Below are 15,489 nucleotides of genomic sequence, written 5' to 3'. Positions count from 1 at the left end.
AACTCGAAACTTCAAGCTTAGAACTCAGAACTTCAGCATCATTACTCGAAACTTCAAGCTCAGAACTCAGAACTTCAGCATCATTACTCGAAACTTCAAGCTCAGAACTCCAAACTTCAAGCTCTTTAGCACAATTGCCGAGATAAACTCTACTTTGAACTATTTACAGTAACTTTTATTTATTTAGACCACACGATGAAGGCACTTTTCTTTGCCTCTCTTACTCTCAACGTCCACCGAAATTTCGAGTGGTGGCTTTTGCTACTCAAACTTCTATCTGCGTGAAATTTTCAAATCTTTTATCAGCAACACCCTATTTTTCAACCTGCGGTTCTTTCTGCGGTTGCTGCTGGTTATTTGTTGGTTGCAGTTTTTGAAATAAAGCTGGTGGTGTTGCCTTGCGAAATGCACCGCAGTAGTGCATAGTCATAACTGCTTTGAAAGCCCAATGGTCTGCTGGCACATCACTAAAGGGATTTGGTAAAGTTTCTGCTTGATTTTGGACACAAGCATTCAAAACTTGATTCGATTTTCCTGGAGTGTCGGTAGTAGGTTCTTGAGATTTAGCAGGAGTAACAAAGCTAGTAGTAGCTAGCACTACGACTGTTGCCAGAAGTTTACAGTTCATAATTTGAGTTTTCTAGGGATGAAAGTCTACCCTATCTTAGTTCCCAGGCTGCTGCCCAGGAACTAGAATAACCTTGCTGAAATTAAGCGTTAGAAAACATTGTAAGCATTACTAATAGAACAACTAATGCACTAATCCAAAGGCCTAACGATCCCCAACTAACTGAATCTTTTTGTACTTTTTGCCAGAAATTGGCGACTAAATTATTCCGAATTGCCATTTTATAACCTCCAATTTGTATGAAATTTGTACTGACTCAATGCATTAAGCCTGCATTGAGTAAAAAAAAGTTCATCTTTGGGGTATCAGCCTTGATTTGCTGATTCCCAGAGATTAACCAACAGAGATTTAAATTAATCCATGCAGCGATGTCTCCGACGGGCTACGCCTACGCCAATGCATATGTTTCAACGCATTACTGATCTAAAAAACAAACAAAAATTTACAAAAAGATATTTGTTGATGCTTAATTTGATTTTCCCATACGTAAGTGTTTACACTCCAAAATTTAGTAATTTTGAGAGAATTCTTAATGTTGTGTTAACCACGGATAAAAGTTAGTGTTTTTCAAATCACAAACTACGTAAATAGTGAGTTTGTTTCACTTTCACTTGCGATTTCTCTAGACTTGAAAATAGACACAATTAACAGTGAAATTGGTAGGTAAATAATAGTGCAACAAATAAGACATAATGAACCGCAATATATCTGTATTATTCCAGTTGAGAGAATTACAGCTAACCAAGACGAAGAAATCATTGCCTTGGGTGTATCTGCCGACGAGGCAAAAAAACAAGGCGAGAAATTATTAGCATCTACCTATGGTTGTAATCAATCGCAAGTTTTGGAATTGATGCAGCAAGCACGAATTGAACCAATAGCTCAGTGGTGTGCCCCTCAAGAGCGCTAAAACTAGTTATGACGGTCTTGGCAACAGCAAGTATTAGCAACCAAAATGGTATGCAAATATTTTGCCAACATACATAAAGGAGAATCAATCTATGACTGACGCCAAGCAAACTTCCCCGCGCCGCCGTCGCTCTTGGGCAGAGCCATATAAAATCAAGGTGGTTGAGCCATTAAAAATCACCACTCGTGCTGAACGCGAACTGGCGATCGCCCAAGCCGGTTACAATACTTTTCTGTTACGTTCTGAAGATGTTTACATTGATTTGCTGACTGATAGCGGCACCTCAGCCATGAGTGATTACCAGTGGGCAGGGATGATGCTGGGTGATGAAGCTTACGCCGGCAGCAAAAATTTCTACAATTTAGAAGGAAGCATCCAGAAGTATTACGGCTATCGCCATATTGTGCCTACTCACCAAGGGCGTGGTGCAGAAAACATCCTTTCTCAAATACTAATTAAACCAGGTGACTACATACCTGGCAATATGTATTTCACTACAACCAGGCTGCATCAGGAGTTAGCAGGCGGTAACTTTGTAGATGTGATTATTGATGAAGCCCACGATGCCCAATCACTGCATCCATTTAAGGGCAATGTAGACTTGCAAAAGCTCACAGACCTAATCGAGCGAGTCGGGGCAGAACGTATTCCCTATATCAGCGTCGCCGGAACTGTGAATATGGCTGGCGGACAGCCGATTTCAATGGCTAACATGCGGGCGGTATATCAGTTAGCCCAAACCTACGGTATCCGCATTATTCTTGATGCCACCCGCGCTGTGGAAAACGCTTACTTTATTCAGCAGAGAGAAGAGGATTATTCCAACCAGGCGATCGCAACTATCTTACATGAATTTTGCTCCTATACCGACGGTTGCACCATGAGTGGCAAAAAGGATGCACTAGTTAACATTGGTGGTTGGCTGGCTCTGAATGACTATAACATTTACGAAGAAGCACGTAACCTGATAGTAATCTATGAAGGTCTACATACTTACGGTGGCATGGCTGGGCGGGATATGGAAGCTATGGCACGGGGTATAGAAGAGTCAGTTCAAGATGATCATATTCGTGCCCGTGTCGGGCAAGTTGAGTATCTCGGACAAAAGCTTTTAGATTGGAATATTCCAATTGTTGTGCCCATTGGTGGTCATGCCATTTATTTAGATGCCAAACGCTTTTTACCACAAATTCCCCAAGACCAATTTCCGGCACAACGTCTAGCAGCAGAACTATATCTAGAAGCAGGTATTCGGGCAATGGAACGGGGGATCGTTTCAGCAGGACGCAGCAAAGAAACAGGCGATAATTATTATCCAGAGTTAGAACTAGTACGTTTGACTATTCCACGCCGCGTTTACACCCAAGCTCACATGGATCTTACTGCTGAGGCAGTTGAAGAAGTTTATTATAATCGCGATCGCCTACGCGGACTCAAAATGATTTACGAGCCAAAGTATCTCCGCTTCTTTCAAGCAAGATTTGAATTGCAGTAAAGGGGGCATTGAGCATTGGGTATTGGGCATGGGGAATAGAAAACGAGTCTTTGATACTCGCTGACGAGTCTTTACAGCTATTTTCAGGTAAATAGACCACACGGTAGGGGCGCAAGGCCTTGCGCCTCTAGGTAGTACTCAAGATGTAATGATGAAGTAGAATTTATTGGTAATGATTTTCTTTCATGCCTGCCTGCCCAATTTGTGCATCTTCTCAAACGGTCAAGAATGGTCGCATCCACAACGGTAAACAATGGTTCAAATGTCGTGAGTGCGGACGACAGAACGTTCGAGCAACCAAGGAAAAAAGTCACGTTGTCACTGTCTGGTTTAACCGCCACTCAATTTTTCCTCCCTACAATTTGCGCCACTGTTGGGCGATCTGGACTTTGTAGTTTGATTTAGACATTTCTTTGGCAGCCCAACAAATGGGACATTCGGCGAAAGTTAACTCAGAACTTTACCATTACTGAATTAGCCAGCAGCATCACCAAAGAGCTTTTGAATTGATGGCGAATAAGAGCGTTCGCCCCCAGGTTCCCCGGATCTTAGGTCATCAAAAAGCGGTAAAATCTTCTGACTAAAACTTGCATAGTCAATCGAGATGAATTTTAGTCCAAATCCTTTGATATTGCGCTGTAAAATATGCCAGGAACCGGACTTGAACCGGTGACACGAGGATTTTCAGTCCTCTGCTCTACCAACTGAGCTATCCCGGCTGGGGCTTTTATGAGCCACGATTAATGACTGTAGCAAACATCCAAGAAAATAGCAAGTCTTTGCAGAAAAATATTTATGCAGCTTTCAATCTCAACTTGAACCAGATCAAAACGGCTACAAATAGCAGAAACGGGCCAGAAGCAAGGTTGAAAATACCTGATCCAATGATGCTAGCAATGCTGCTGATGGAACCAACTATCACCGACATGACTAGAAAGCAGCTAAAGTAGTGACTCATCAGTTTGGCAGTAGAGGCGGTTGGCAGTAGAGGCGGGAATAACCAAAAAAACGTTCACCAGTAAAACGCCGACAGCTTTAATCACTACAGCAACGGCGAGTGAAAGCAAGACCACAAACACGTAGCGGTACAATTGGACGCGAATACCTTGAACTTGCACTACGTCGGGGTTAAGGATCAACACTGCGATCGCCCGCTACATAAAGGGAAATTATAACAACTTTACTAAGTCATTACTATTGGCGATCGCTAGCCAATTTACCTGATAATCATTGAAGAAATTCATATTTATGGGCATTAATGTTGGTGCTGGTAGCGACTGAAACTTGGGCTGTAGGTTGCTAACAGGTTTTGCAATCAAAGGGCAATTTCCGGCTGACTAGTACAAACAATGTTTTGGTTAAGGCAAAGCACGCGATCGCAATGGCGATTTACCATATAAATATGATGAGAAACTTGCAATACGTCCAACCCTCCTCCCGCTTTAATTCATTTAGCAAAGCCTAAAAATCTGCTGAACCTTGCACATCAACACCAGCAAAGCATTCATCTAGTACCAACAGTTTCCGAGGCATTACCAAACAATAAGCCAATAAAACCCGCTTAAGTTCACCATTGCTAAGAGTATCAATAGGTTGATGCTGTAAATAATAAGCATCGGTTCGCCGTAAAGCTTCTACTTCTGTTCTACCAGTTTCCAGAGAATCCAGAGAACGCAAAGTTAACTTTAAGTCTTTTGAGAGGTTGGTTAAATTTGTTATCTACTCCTGGTTCACGAAATAAAGCTTTAACTTTGTACTTTTTCACAGCATTGACTGCATTTTGCACATCCGTTGGTGAAAGTTGATCTTGGGGAATTTGCACCACAGCAACTTGCTTGAGGTTATAGGGTTTAGCTAAATATCGAAACGCATCATTAAAGGTAATAGCGAATTGCCTTTTTCTAAATTTTATTATATAATGATTCTCATTCTTAAAAAAGTCAGAGAATATCATTCTGGGTTTCCTGTGCAATGAATAACAACAAAACTTTTTCAGACGGTACAGCCCTCTGCAATTTAGTTTTCCCTAGAGAATTAGGATTTCTTGACTTTTTTTCTTAAAAAGTTTGCTTACTTCTGATAAGATTGCTGACAAATATTCTCAGAAAATACACGTTTAAAAAAATGTGGTTTGGGTTTGGGTGTGAATTGGAGATCAATGTGAGGAGAAAAATGCAAAAATTCTGTAAATATCTGCTAGTTAGTCCAGCAATCTGCGGTGTAATGCTATTTATGAATACTGCTACATTTGCAGGTGAAACATCTGGCACGTCTGAAATCAATCAAGCGCAAGTTTTAGCTAATCCAGACACAAGAGCTACGAACACAGCGCCAGATCAAACAATGGCGCAAGTTACCTCCGTGTCTCAATTTTCCGATGTACAACCTACTGATTGGGCATTCCAAGCATTGCAGTCTTTGGTTGAGCGCTATGGCTGTATTGCCGGATACCCAAATAGCACTTATCGTGGTAATCGGGCATTAACGCGATATGAGTTTGCTGCTGGTTTGAATGCTTGTCTTGATCGCGTTAACGAACTTATTGCTACAGCCACTGGCGATTTAGTTAACAAACAAGATTTAGCCACATTACAAAAGCTGCAAGAAGATTTTTCAGCTGAACTGGCGACACTCCGAGGTCGTGTAGATGCAGTAGAAGTACGCAGTGCTGAATTGGAGGCGAATCGGTTTTCAACCACAACCAAACTACAGGGAGAAGTTATCGCAGTCGCCAGCGATGTTTTGTCAGGAAATACAGTCAACGGTGCGGAAATTACAGATAAGAATACAACTTTAGGGTTACGGGCACGGATAGAACTTGTGACCAGCTTCACAGGGAAAGATACGCTGTTCACCAGAATCCAGGCTGATAATATTCTCAGCCCTAACATTGGTACACCAGAGGGTAACTTATTCTTTGCTGGTGATGGTACGACTAATGCTTTTATAGATGCCTTGTATTACAAATTCCCTCTGGGTGAAAGAACACAGGTTACTGCTCTTGCCAACGCAGCAGCAGCAGATGATATTACCAGTACTGTCAATCTCTTTGACGGTGATGGCTCCTTTGGTGCTTTGTCCACCTTTGGTACACGCAACCCAATTTATGGCCAGATAAATGGCGCAGGGTTGGCAGTAACGCACGAGTTCAGTGATAAATTGGCACTGAGTCTAGGGTATTTGAGTGGTACAGCTAATGACCCTACGCTCAATAATGGTTTGTTTAATGGTTCTTACGGGGCGTTGGCGCAGTTGACGGTTAAACCAAGCGATCGCATTTCTTTTGGTTTTACTTACATCAATTCCTATAATCAGCCACTACTCACGGGTAGCAATGCAGCAACTCTCGCGCCCTTGGATTTAGATGGCGATGGTGCGCTAGATTCCCGATTTTCCAGTAATTCTTACGGTGTCGAAGCATCCATTGGCATCACTGATAACATTGTCTTAGGTGGTTGGGCTGGATACACCAACAGCCGGACATTGAATGGAAATCGTGGAGATGTTGACATTTGGAACTATGCCGTCACTCTCGGCTTTCCCGACCTCGGTAAACAAGGTAACTTAGCAGGTATCATCGCTGGTGTGGAGCCTAGAGTGACAAGTTCTAACGTCCCAGGACTGGATAGAGATGCGGATACATCCTATCATCTAGAGGCGTTCTACCAGTATAAGCTGACTGACAATATCACCATTACCCCAGGAGTCATTTGGTTAACATCCCCAGATGAAAACAATGACAACGATGATGTTGTGATTGGCGCACTGAGAACCACATTCAGTTTCTAATTTTCACAATCTTGCCTGAAGACGCAAATTTATTCTTTGCGTCTTCCTTTTTTAGATGATTTCAAAATAAAAACCCAGTATTTTTTGCTGAGTTTTATCTCTGAAAAGGAGAATGACATTGTTAGTTTTTCAGACGGTGTAAAGAGATGATTTTAAACTGACTTTAATTTCCGTTTTACAAATGAACCAGCACTCATAACACCGAATGCTAGCAAGCCCAATGTTGTGGTAGGTTCAGGGACATTAGCTAGTCTGTAGCTGTGGTTATCAGTTTCAAATGCAATACCAGTTGTTCTTAAAACTACCTTATCAAAAGTCTCTCCTTTACTACTATCTGCTAACAAATTAACATAGACATTATTTGCATCACCACTCTGTTCACCATTCGCTGGAGCGTTTGGAACATCTGCGCCACTAAATGTTTTTAATAGATTACCTCCACTATAGACATCCACAATGTTATATGTGTCTATTGACCCCCAGTAGAAGCCAAAGTAATCAACAGCCTTAGCAAAGGTAATAGTTTCATTACCAGTGTTTCCTGGAATATTCTGACCGTTAGCTTGGGCACCTTGTGGCGCAACCGTTAAGTATTTGCTGGTATCACCAAAGGGGGCAGCATATTGACTATCTACACTCCCTTGGACAATTCCATTGGTTGGAGAGTAAGTAACAAATCCGTTTGGATCGGTTGCGGTTCCTGAATTGAAGTTGATCGTTGTAGCTCCTTGAATATTAGTATATTGACCTTCTCCTGCAACAGGTATGGAACCTCCTTTAGTTAGGCTAACAGCGCCGGCTGGGTTAGCACTCATGAAAACAACTGCTGTTCCTATTAAAGCTAATGATAGTTTTTGCACAGTAGACATTGATTTATTTCCTTAACCATTTGATACCCATACCTTGGCATATCATCCGAGTATTTGTGTAGTAAGCAAGAATCATTTTTACCAAAACTATTTATTGAGCCAATAAATCTGAAGATAGCAAAAAGCTCTCCAAAATATAGGATATGAAAACAATTGCGGACTAAAATATCTTATATATATATACGTAGATGAATATTAAATCTGTATTATTATTTGAGCTAACATCTGGAATACCGTCACACTGGCTTTCCTGGATCTTGGTAAAAAAGGTAACATTGCAGGCATTATTGTGAGTATGGAACCTAAAGTTACCAGTGTCAGCAATTCTCTCAGCAATGCAGGTATTAACAAAGATCCAGACACTTCATATCACATTGAAGGTTTCTATCAATATAAGCTGAGTGACAATATCAGCATTACTCCAGGAGTTATCTGGCTAACAGCGTCAGATCATGACAATCAAAACGATGATATCGTCATTAGTACAGTGAGAACCACATTCATTTTCTAATTTTAAAAATTTCCAAATAAGATACAAATTTATCTTTTGCGTCTTTTGTTTTTTGTGTGCTATCAAAAATAAAACCCAGCAAAATACTGGGCTTGATATTTCAAAACAATATAGAAATTCCAGGGCTATTTCATTCTCATTTAGCCCGTGACCATAAGGAAAGGTAATAGTCTTAGACTTTTTTCGTGTGGTTCTAAATGTGTAAAGTCCCTAAAGCAGTTATGTTTGTATAGCAAATTCTTCTGGTTCTATTCCCCAATTTACCCAGCAAATTGCCTCATGCGCTGATTTCATCTCAGGTGGAACACGCAAGGCGTGAATAAACCCTGTACTAGGGCAAGTCATTTTTAATAAATAAATTGGTTCTTCATCTACATCATTATCTATTTTTAATAGACTATATTCTTGCCAATTATTTAATTCAATAGCTTGTAGTTCTTGGCAAATTCTGGCGTAACCGATACCCTGAGTTAGTACTCGCCGTAGTTCGGCATTTTCTTCTGATAAAAGCCATTCCGCTTGCCATTGTTCAGGATGGATTTTACCGTATTTTTCAGGCAAGGTTACGCCGTGGTAGGAGTAGAGGCTATATCCATCAGTAAATTCAATGGCTGGTTTGCCTTCTGCGTGGAGGCGATTTTGATTGTCAAAGCGCAGGTGAAGGGGGCGATCGCATACTATACAAAATTTTTCAAATGGAGAAATCCAACCACAAAATCTTGATAAAGACTGTAAAGTTTCCCATCTTTTTTTGCTGTAATAATAATTTAATACAGAAACGTAAAAATCCACATGACAACAACGATTCGCCAAATTTTGGAAATTTAACCAGAGACGATCTCCTAAATATATATTGAATTTAGGCTGATTTTGGAATTTATCTTCTAATATATATTCTTGAGGAGTGAAACTTGGTTCAACAAAAGTTAATTGTCCAAGAATCTGCGTATTTATTTAATATGAAAATTCTCTATCTCTATTAGTTAAATCTCCAATAATATAGTCACAAAAATTATTATTTAAACTTAGGACATTCATATTATTAAAAGTTAAATTAGGTAGCTTTTTAAAAATTATTTTTAAACCAGCATAAGGACTTTGACAAAAAATTATTTCTGGCTGTTGTTTACCGATAGCTGTATATGTAGCTTTAAGAACTTCCACTGCTTTATCTCTATCAATCCGCTCAGTTGAAAGCGCAATTTTCTGCCACTTCTGGCGATAAACTGGAATTAAAGCCTCTTCTTCAGGCGTTAACTTTTCAATCAGCGACATAACGCCAACCTTCAGGCTCGTATTCCCGCTGAATTTTCACCATCCAATCACCCTGGGGAATAGAAATAGCTTTATGCTCCTCATGAGCTAGCAATGCGGACTCTGAAAACACACGTAAGTAGAGTGTGCTATCTTTTTCGTATAATTCTGCGTTTCCCTCAGTAATGCGATGTTTATGCCCGCTAACTTCGCCTTCTGCCAAAGTTAAGTGAGGTATTTTTTGTCCTTCAATTTGCTGCACAGGCAGTAAGATTACATCACCTTGACGAATCGGTTGCATGGTTTTGCTTTCCTGACATGGGTACAAACCCCACTTCGCTTTTGCTCTCAAGTTTGGTTTAATTTTGGCACAAGCTTTATGAAAGTGGGCATTGGGCATTAAGAAAACTTTTCTCTAGTCCCCAGTCCCCAGTCCCCTCATTGACAAAAGATATTGTCGTATTACACTTCTTGCGGGGTATTTTGAAAACTGTAGTCGCCAATTATGCGTTAGATAAGTTAAAGATTGAAATAGCTGGAAATTCACACCCAGCGTTACCCTCCCCTATCCTCTGAGAAAGACTGGGCCCTAAGTTCAGCGCATTTTCTCCCAAGCAGGCAGTTTATGTGAGGATTAAATCACCGCCCTAAGCGCGACCTTTTATCTTGACAATTTGCAAAAATTACCTCAATTTGACTGTTTAGCTTAGCAGCTATTCTTTTTATTGAAATTTCCATGTCAACTCTCGTCATCGTCGAATCTCCAACCAAAGCTCGTACCATTCGCAACTACTTGCCATCAGGCTATCGGGTGGAGGCGTCTATGGGTCATGTGCGTGACCTCCCTCAGTCGGCTAGTGAAATTCCCGCTGCCGTCAAAGGGGAAACATGGGCGCAGCTAGGGGTAAATGTGGACGCCGACTTTGAACCGGTATATGTTGTCCCGAAAGACAAAAAGAAAATTGTCACCCAGCTCAAAGATGCCCTCAAAGATGTAGATGAACTGATTCTGGCAACGGACGAAGACCGGGAAGGTGAAAGCATTAGTTGGCATTTATACCAATTGCTGAAGCCAAAAGTTCCGACTAAGCGGATGGTGTTTCACGAAATTACCCAAGAGGCGATCAAAAAAGCTCTCAAAGACTGCCGCAATATCGATGAGCAGTTGGTTCGCGCCCAAGAAACGCGGCGGATTTTAGATCGACTGGTGGGCTATACCTTGTCTCCACTCCTATGGAAAAAAATCGCCTGGGGATTATCTGCTGGGCGAGTGCAATCTGTAGCCGTGCGGCTTTTAGTCACAAGAGAACGCCAACGCCGTGCTTTCCATGAAGGTACATACTGGGATTTGAAAGCCAGTTTGTCAAAGGAAAAAACTCCCTTTGGTGCCCAGTTGGTCACATTGGGAGGAAGCAAAATAGCTAACGGCAGCGATTTTGACGCAACGACTGGACAAATTACCGCAGGTCGCAATGTCTTGTTGCTAAACGTTGACCAAGCGGTAGCCCTCAAGGAACGCCTGACTGGGAAAACCTGGAATGTTGCCGACATCGAGGAACGCCCAGTGACGCGCAAACCTGCGCCACCGTTCACTACCTCGACACTGCAACAAGAATCTAACCGGAAACTGCGCCTCTCAGCCCGTGACACGATGCGGGTTGCCCAGAATTTGTACGAGCAGGGGTATATTACCTATATGCGGACAGATTCGGTGCATTTGTCAGATCAGGCGATCGCAGCTGCTCGGAGTTGTGTAGAAAAGCTCTACGGTCAACAATACCTCAGTCCCCAACCTCGGCAATACACTACCAAATCGAAAGGCGCACAAGAGGCGCACGAAGCAATTCGTCCAGCAGGTAGCAGCTTCCGCACCCCCCAAGAAACTGGTTTGGGTGGTCGAGAACTTGCTGTCTACGATTTGATTTGGAAGCGGACTGTCGCCTGTCAAATGGCTGATTCCCGCCAAACTCAAATTACTGTGCAATTGCAAGTCGAAGACGCTGGATTCCGTTCTTCTGGCAAACGGATTGAATTTCCAGGATACTTACGTGCATACGTCGAAGGTTCAGACGACCCGGAAGCAGCACTGGAAGACCAGGAAGTAATTTTGCCGAATCTGAAAGTGGGAGATCATCCGAATTGTACAGATTTAGAAGCAGTTGGTCATGAAACCCAACCGCCAGCTAGGTACACGGAAGCTACTTTGGTGAAAACCTTGGAAAGCGAAGGTATCGGTCGTCCTAGTACCTATGCCAGCATCATTGGCACGATTATCGACAAGGGTTATGCCCAATTGGTGAGTAACGCTCTTATTCCTACCTTCACTGCTTTCGCCGTCACCGACTTGCTGGAAAAACATTTCCCGGACATCGTTGATCCCAGTTTTACCTCGAAAATGGAGCAAACCCTTGATGACATTGCCACAGGTGAAGCGAAATGGCTACCCTACTTGCAGCAATTCTATCTGGGAGAAAAAGGGCTGGAAACCCTGGTAAAAGAACGGGAAAGTCAAATTGATGCCCCCAAAGCTAGGACTGTAGAACTGGAAAATCTAGATGCTAAAGTCCGCATTGGTAAATATGGCCCCTACATTGAAGTCGAAAATGGTGAGGGGGTTATCACCGCCTCAATTCCCAAAGACTTGACACCAGCAGACCTCGACCCCAAACAGGTAGAAGTATTGCTGCGTCAAAAAACCACAGGCCCTGACCAGGTAGGTCGGCATCCCGAAACTGGCGAACCGATTTATGTGAAAATTGGTGCTTATGGACCCTATGTCCAATTGGGTGATAAAACCGACGAAAACCCCAAACCGAAACAAGCCTCCCTACTCAAAGGTGTCACCCCGGAAACCGTTACCCTGGAAATGGCTGTTGGTCTGTTGGCATTACCCCGCACATTGGGAGTTCATCCAGTCACTGGCGGCAAAATCCAAGCAAGTTTGGGACGCTTTGGCCCTTATGTCGTTCATGACCAGGGTAAAGAGGGGAAAGACTACCGCTCCCTGAAAGCTGCTGATAATGTATTGACAATTAATCTAGAACGTGCATTGGAATTATTGTCCGAACCAAAAAAGGGGCGCAGTTCCACCAACAGCAAGTCCAAGGCAGCCTTACGCGAATTGGGTACACATCCAGAGGACGGGGAAACAATTAACATCTACGATGGTCCCTATGGCCCTTACATCAAGCATGGCAAAACTAATGTAAGTATCCCAGAAGGTCAATCGGTAGAAGATGTAACCCTGGCTGCGGCGCTGAACTTGTTGGCAGCTAAGGCATCGACAGCGAAATCGACTCGCAAAACGAGTAAATCAACGAGTTCCAAATCTAAGTCAACTGCTAAGTCATCAACGACTGCTGCGAAAAAAAAAGGTACAGAAGGTTAATTACAAGTCAAGAGTCCAAAGTCCGATCCTTAACTCTTGAACTCTTGACCCTAGATATCCATCCTTGATAGGATGCAGTTCGGTAGGTGCAAGTGTGATACTCTAAAAAGTAAGGGAAAACACAACGCCAAATTTTAGAAGTGGCTTATGTCCCAAATACGGGATTGTGGATCAGCCCGGTTGGAAGCCAGAGGTGCGAAAATATGCCATTTTCTGCGAACCTGTTAATCAAAAATTGAGGTAGTATCTCAGGAGCGGTCAGTTCATGGACTATATAGAAAAGGTAGTGGAAAAGCTTAAGGAATTAGCACGTAGGCTAATTGAGAGCCTGTTAGGACCAGAGGCTGAATCGGAACCGGAACTGATTCCGATTCCTGTGAACGATCGCTCGCGTCGTCGCCACTAGCCCAAAAGTGCTGAACTCGACTTTACAATCCTTAAGCATTCTGGCACTGCATGGGCCAAACTTGAATTTGCTAGGACAGCGAGAACCAGGAATTTATGGTTCTTTGACACTAGCTCAAATTAACCGCCTCTTAGAAGAAGAAGGATTCAAGTTACAGGCGAAAGTTTTTCCTGTGCAGTCAAATCATGAAGGAATTTTGGTAGATACTATTCATGGGGCATTAGGACAACATCAGGGAATTTTGATTAATGCAGGGGCATATACCCATACAAGTGTGGCATTACGAGATGCGATCGCTGCTGTTAATTTGCCCACGGTAGAAGTACATCTGAGTAATATTTACCGCCGGGAAAATTTTCGCCATCATTCATACATCGCTCCAGTAGCAATCGGGCAAATAAGTGGTTTTGGCGGACAAAGTTACTTGTTAGGCTTACAAGCTTTGGTGCATTTTTTAAGAAAACATGAAGGATGAATCAGTTATAAGTAGCTAGGCGTAAATAAATTAAAGTTTGTAGTGAGTTAGCGCAGTCTTCTCGTTTGATGTTAGCCCCCCTCAATGTGAGAAGTGGGGGACTGACAAAAAATAATTTATCCAAAATTATTTGTAGATTTGTAGGGGATCTTGGCCAAGATCCTCTACAATGGGATGTTTTTTTAACTGGAAGTCCCTGGAGCAACTACGGTCTTCTCCTAAGGGGAGACGATGCCCGTTCGAGTCAGACGCTCCTACATCGCTCTAAGCGAACGCAAGAGCGTCTCTAAGAGTTGACATGCCGCAGGCTTTACGCTGCGCTACCCTATTTATGCCTACCTACTTAGAGTTTAGACTTTGGATTAAATTTTTCAATGTAAAATCTAAAATCTTCAACTGAGCAAACGCAAGAGCGTCTCTAAGAGTTGTCGAAGTCCAAAATCCAAAATTGTATGCGTTATTCTCCTATAAGTCGGTTTAGAGGTACTTTACTCGGAGCATTCCTGGGGGAAAGTTTAGCTACTAGTGGTAAAATCAAGTCTCAGAGTTATCTGGATTTGGGCAGAATGGCGGTTTTGGGTACTGAGAGTTTGATTGCGTTGGGTAGATTAGATTTAGATGATTGGATAAGGCGTCAGCAACAAGAATCTCTTCATTTAGCAGCAACTGATGACATCTCGATAAAAATAATTCTTGCGACACTACCAGTAACACTTTTTTTTCACGAAAATCCAATTAAGCTCCGACAAAACTTGTTGCATGTACTCAAAATCTGGGAGGATGACCCAGTAGTAAGGGATGGAACACTAGCAGTAGGATATGCAATATCTCTTGCCTTAACTGAAAAACTCGACCCCCTAACCCTCATCCCGCAAATAATTTCTTTTCTCGGAGAAACACCGACATCAATACCAAAAAAATTCTTAAGAGTTCAAAATTTATTAGAGCAAGGGGCTGGATTGTCAAGGGCACAAGCTGAGTTTGCTAGGGAAGAAGAGCTAAGTAATACTATTGCTATGGCATTTTACTGCTTTTTGAGTACCTTGGAAGACTTTCGCCTTGCAGTTTTGCGGGCTACTTACAATCGCAATTTCAAAGTGGAAGATGCTACGCCTCTAAGCTCACAGGCTACAAGTGCAATTACTGGTGCTTTATCAGGAGCATATAACGGTATAGGTGGAATTCCCGTAAATTGGCAAGTCTTGCTTTTGCAGAGGAATTCTTCGGTATGGGGACTAACTAGCTTTTCCCAAATGTTAAAATTAATCGATACATTTGTGGCGGTGTGGTCAGGAGTGTATAATTTTGCCCTGCATCCAAGCGAGTTAACAGAGGAGGGATCTGAGGCTTTGCTTGCAGTTTACGCAGCTCCTCGCGTTATTCGGTCGCGTTAATCCTAATTTTCACCGAACAACAGTGCGATGCCAAACGCTGAAGACTACACAATCTAGCCAATAACTTAAAAACTTACTAGTACAACACGGCGTAAATAGAGCAACGATTTGAAAACCCTAAAGAGCTAATTCCGTAATACTTTTGACTTTTGACTTTTGACTTTTGACTTCCGCCTTGCGGTACTAGTACAGCTTGCTAAAAATCCAGCTACCATTTCAAACAAGACTTGGGTCTTAAGGTTCTTGTCAAAAGTAAGTAAGTGGGCAAGAATAAATCAAACTATGTTACGCAATGTAAAATTAATTAAATTAGCTCGTAGTAAGGCCTTCAGCCTTTAAAATAGGTCTGTAGCTGCTGATTACAAACCTC

General features: G+C 42.2%; 13 protein-coding genes, 1 tRNA gene and 5 pseudogenes. 9 read left to right on the top strand and 10 right to left on the bottom strand.

Annotated features, from left to right (window positions below; genetic code table 11):
• Window positions 1–313 precede the first annotated feature (313 nt).
• Window positions 314–628, bottom strand: a complete 315-nt coding sequence (locus tag V7K40_RS04550) for an S-layer protein (RefSeq protein ID WP_334957124.1) — start codon at window positions 626–628, stop codon at window positions 314–316.
• 670 nt (window positions 629–1,298) lie between these two features.
• Here V7K40_RS04550 and V7K40_RS04545 point away from each other — a divergent pair.
• The 3 genes and pseudogenes from V7K40_RS04545 to V7K40_RS04535 form a co-directional block, all read left to right on the top strand.
• On the top strand, window positions 1,299–1,538 hold the full coding sequence (locus V7K40_RS04545) for a hypothetical protein (RefSeq protein WP_334957218.1): 240 nt from the start codon (window positions 1,299–1,301) through the stop codon (window positions 1,536–1,538).
• 91 nt (window positions 1,539–1,629) lie between these two features.
• Entirely contained in the window at window positions 1,630–3,033 is a 1,404-nt protein-coding gene (locus V7K40_RS04540; protein WP_334957122.1) for a tyrosine phenol-lyase, read from the top strand.
• Between the two features lie 185 nt (window positions 3,034–3,218).
• Window positions 3,219–3,323 (top strand): annotated as a pseudogene (locus tag V7K40_RS04535) (IS1 family transposase); the annotation flags it as partial.
• Between the two features lie 356 nt (window positions 3,324–3,679).
• Here V7K40_RS04535 and V7K40_RS04530 read toward each other — a convergent pair.
• From V7K40_RS04530 to V7K40_RS04510, 5 genes and pseudogenes are all read right to left on the bottom strand, one after another.
• Window positions 3,680–3,752: transfer RNA gene (locus V7K40_RS04530), tRNA-Phe, on the bottom strand.
• A 74-nt stretch (window positions 3,753–3,826) separates the two neighbouring features.
• Window positions 3,827–4,175: pseudogene (locus V7K40_RS04525) on the bottom strand (metal ABC transporter permease); the annotation flags it as partial.
• Between the two features lie 27 nt (window positions 4,176–4,202).
• Window positions 4,203–4,352, bottom strand: a complete 150-nt coding sequence (locus tag V7K40_RS04520; protein ID WP_334957120.1) for a hypothetical protein — start codon at window positions 4,350–4,352, stop codon at window positions 4,203–4,205.
• Window positions 4,349–4,668, bottom strand: a pseudogene (locus tag V7K40_RS04515) (ATP-binding cassette domain-containing protein); the annotation flags it as partial. The pseudogene V7K40_RS04515 and the gene V7K40_RS04520, both read right to left, overlap by 4 nt.
• Window positions 4,666–4,918: pseudogene (locus V7K40_RS04510) on the bottom strand (zinc ABC transporter substrate-binding protein); the annotation flags it as partial. The pseudogenes V7K40_RS04510 and V7K40_RS04515, both read right to left, overlap by 3 nt.
• 287 nt (window positions 4,919–5,205) lie before the next feature.
• Here V7K40_RS04510 and V7K40_RS04505 point away from each other — a divergent pair.
• Window positions 5,206–6,822 (top strand): iron uptake porin, encoded by a 1,617-nt coding sequence (locus V7K40_RS04505; protein ID WP_334957118.1) that lies wholly within the window; start codon window positions 5,206–5,208, stop codon window positions 6,820–6,822.
• Window positions 6,823–6,974: 152 nt separating this feature from the next.
• Here V7K40_RS04505 and V7K40_RS04500 read toward each other — a convergent pair whose 3' ends face one another.
• The gene (locus V7K40_RS04500) at window positions 6,975–7,691 is read right to left on the bottom strand and encodes a PEP-CTERM sorting domain-containing protein (protein ID WP_334957116.1); all 717 of its coding nucleotides are present in this window, start codon (window positions 7,689–7,691) and stop codon (window positions 6,975–6,977) included.
• Between the two features lie 220 nt (window positions 7,692–7,911).
• On the opposite strand from V7K40_RS04500, the pseudogene V7K40_RS04495 reads away from it, so the two are divergent.
• Window positions 7,912–8,202, top strand: a pseudogene (locus V7K40_RS04495) (carbohydrate porin); the annotation flags it as partial.
• Window positions 8,203–8,421: 219 nt separating this feature from the next.
• Here the strand turns inward: V7K40_RS04495 and V7K40_RS04490 are convergent.
• The 3 genes from V7K40_RS04490 to V7K40_RS04480 form a co-directional block, all read right to left on the bottom strand.
• On the bottom strand, window positions 8,422–9,015 hold the full coding sequence (locus V7K40_RS04490; protein WP_334957114.1) for a DUF6745 domain-containing protein: 594 nt from the start codon (window positions 9,013–9,015) through the stop codon (window positions 8,422–8,424).
• 141 nt (window positions 9,016–9,156) lie between these two features.
• Complete coding sequence (locus V7K40_RS04485) at window positions 9,157–9,477, bottom strand: hypothetical protein (protein WP_334957112.1); 321 nt, start codon at window positions 9,475–9,477, stop codon at window positions 9,157–9,159.
• A complete protein-coding gene (locus V7K40_RS04480) occupies window positions 9,464–9,856 on the bottom strand; it encodes a hypothetical protein (protein ID WP_334957110.1) in 393 nt (130 codons plus the stop codon). The genes V7K40_RS04485 and V7K40_RS04480 overlap by 14 nt, the downstream gene beginning before the upstream one ends.
• 336 nt (window positions 9,857–10,192) lie before the next feature.
• Between V7K40_RS04480 and topA the strand changes: the two genes are divergently transcribed.
• The 4 genes from topA (at window position 10,193) to V7K40_RS04460 (ending at window position 15,119) form a co-directional block, all read left to right on the top strand.
• Window positions 10,193–12,844: a type I DNA topoisomerase gene (gene topA, locus V7K40_RS04475; RefSeq protein ID WP_334957108.1), complete on the top strand. Its 2,652-nt coding sequence runs from the start codon at window positions 10,193–10,195 to the stop codon at window positions 12,842–12,844.
• 265 nt (window positions 12,845–13,109) lie between these two features.
• On the top strand, window positions 13,110–13,250 hold the full coding sequence (locus V7K40_RS04470; protein WP_334957106.1) for a hypothetical protein: 141 nt from the start codon (window positions 13,110–13,112) through the stop codon (window positions 13,248–13,250).
• A 7-nt stretch (window positions 13,251–13,257) separates the two neighbouring features.
• Window positions 13,258–13,725: a type II 3-dehydroquinate dehydratase gene (gene aroQ, locus V7K40_RS04465; RefSeq protein ID WP_334957105.1), complete on the top strand. Its 468-nt coding sequence runs from the start codon at window positions 13,258–13,260 to the stop codon at window positions 13,723–13,725.
• 452 nt (window positions 13,726–14,177) lie between these two features.
• A complete protein-coding gene (locus V7K40_RS04460) occupies window positions 14,178–15,119 on the top strand; it encodes an ADP-ribosylglycohydrolase family protein (protein ID WP_334957103.1) in 942 nt (313 codons plus the stop codon).
• Window positions 15,120–15,489 lie beyond the last annotated feature (370 nt).

The sequence above is a fragment of the Nostoc sp. genome (genome assembly GCF_036917195.1).
Taxonomy (GTDB): Bacteria; Cyanobacteriota; Cyanobacteriia; order Cyanobacteriales; family Nostocaceae; genus Nostoc.
The sequence above is the reverse complement of the archived record's forward strand: the minus strand, read 5'-3'. Positions and strand labels throughout refer to the sequence as shown.

What these genes read in the sequence shown, in the direction of transcription:
- V7K40_RS04505 (WP_334957118.1), top strand. Translation starts at nt 5,206, where the DNA reads ATGCAAAAATTCTGTAAATATCTGCTAGTTAGTCCAGCAATCTGCGGT.
- V7K40_RS04485 (WP_334957112.1), bottom strand. Translation starts at nt 9,477, where the DNA reads ATGTCGCTGATTGAAAAGTTAACGCCTGAAGAAGAGGCTTTAATTCCA.
- V7K40_RS04540 (WP_334957122.1), top strand. Translation starts at nt 1,630, where the DNA reads ATGACTGACGCCAAGCAAACTTCCCCGCGCCGCCGTCGCTCTTGGGCA.
- V7K40_RS04550 (WP_334957124.1), bottom strand. Translation starts at nt 628, where the DNA reads ATGAACTGTAAACTTCTGGCAACAGTCGTAGTGCTAGCTACTACTAGC.
- V7K40_RS04460 (WP_334957103.1), top strand. Translation starts at nt 14,178, where the DNA reads ATGCGTTATTCTCCTATAAGTCGGTTTAGAGGTACTTTACTCGGAGCA.
- V7K40_RS04480 (WP_334957110.1), bottom strand. Translation starts at nt 9,856, where the DNA reads ATGCCCAATGCCCACTTTCATAAAGCTTGTGCCAAAATTAAACCAAAC.
- V7K40_RS04470 (WP_334957106.1), top strand. Translation starts at nt 13,110, where the DNA reads ATGGACTATATAGAAAAGGTAGTGGAAAAGCTTAAGGAATTAGCACGT.
- topA (WP_334957108.1), top strand. Translation starts at nt 10,193, where the DNA reads ATGTCAACTCTCGTCATCGTCGAATCTCCAACCAAAGCTCGTACCATT.
- V7K40_RS04500 (WP_334957116.1), bottom strand. Translation starts at nt 7,691, where the DNA reads ATGTCTACTGTGCAAAAACTATCATTAGCTTTAATAGGAACAGCAGTT.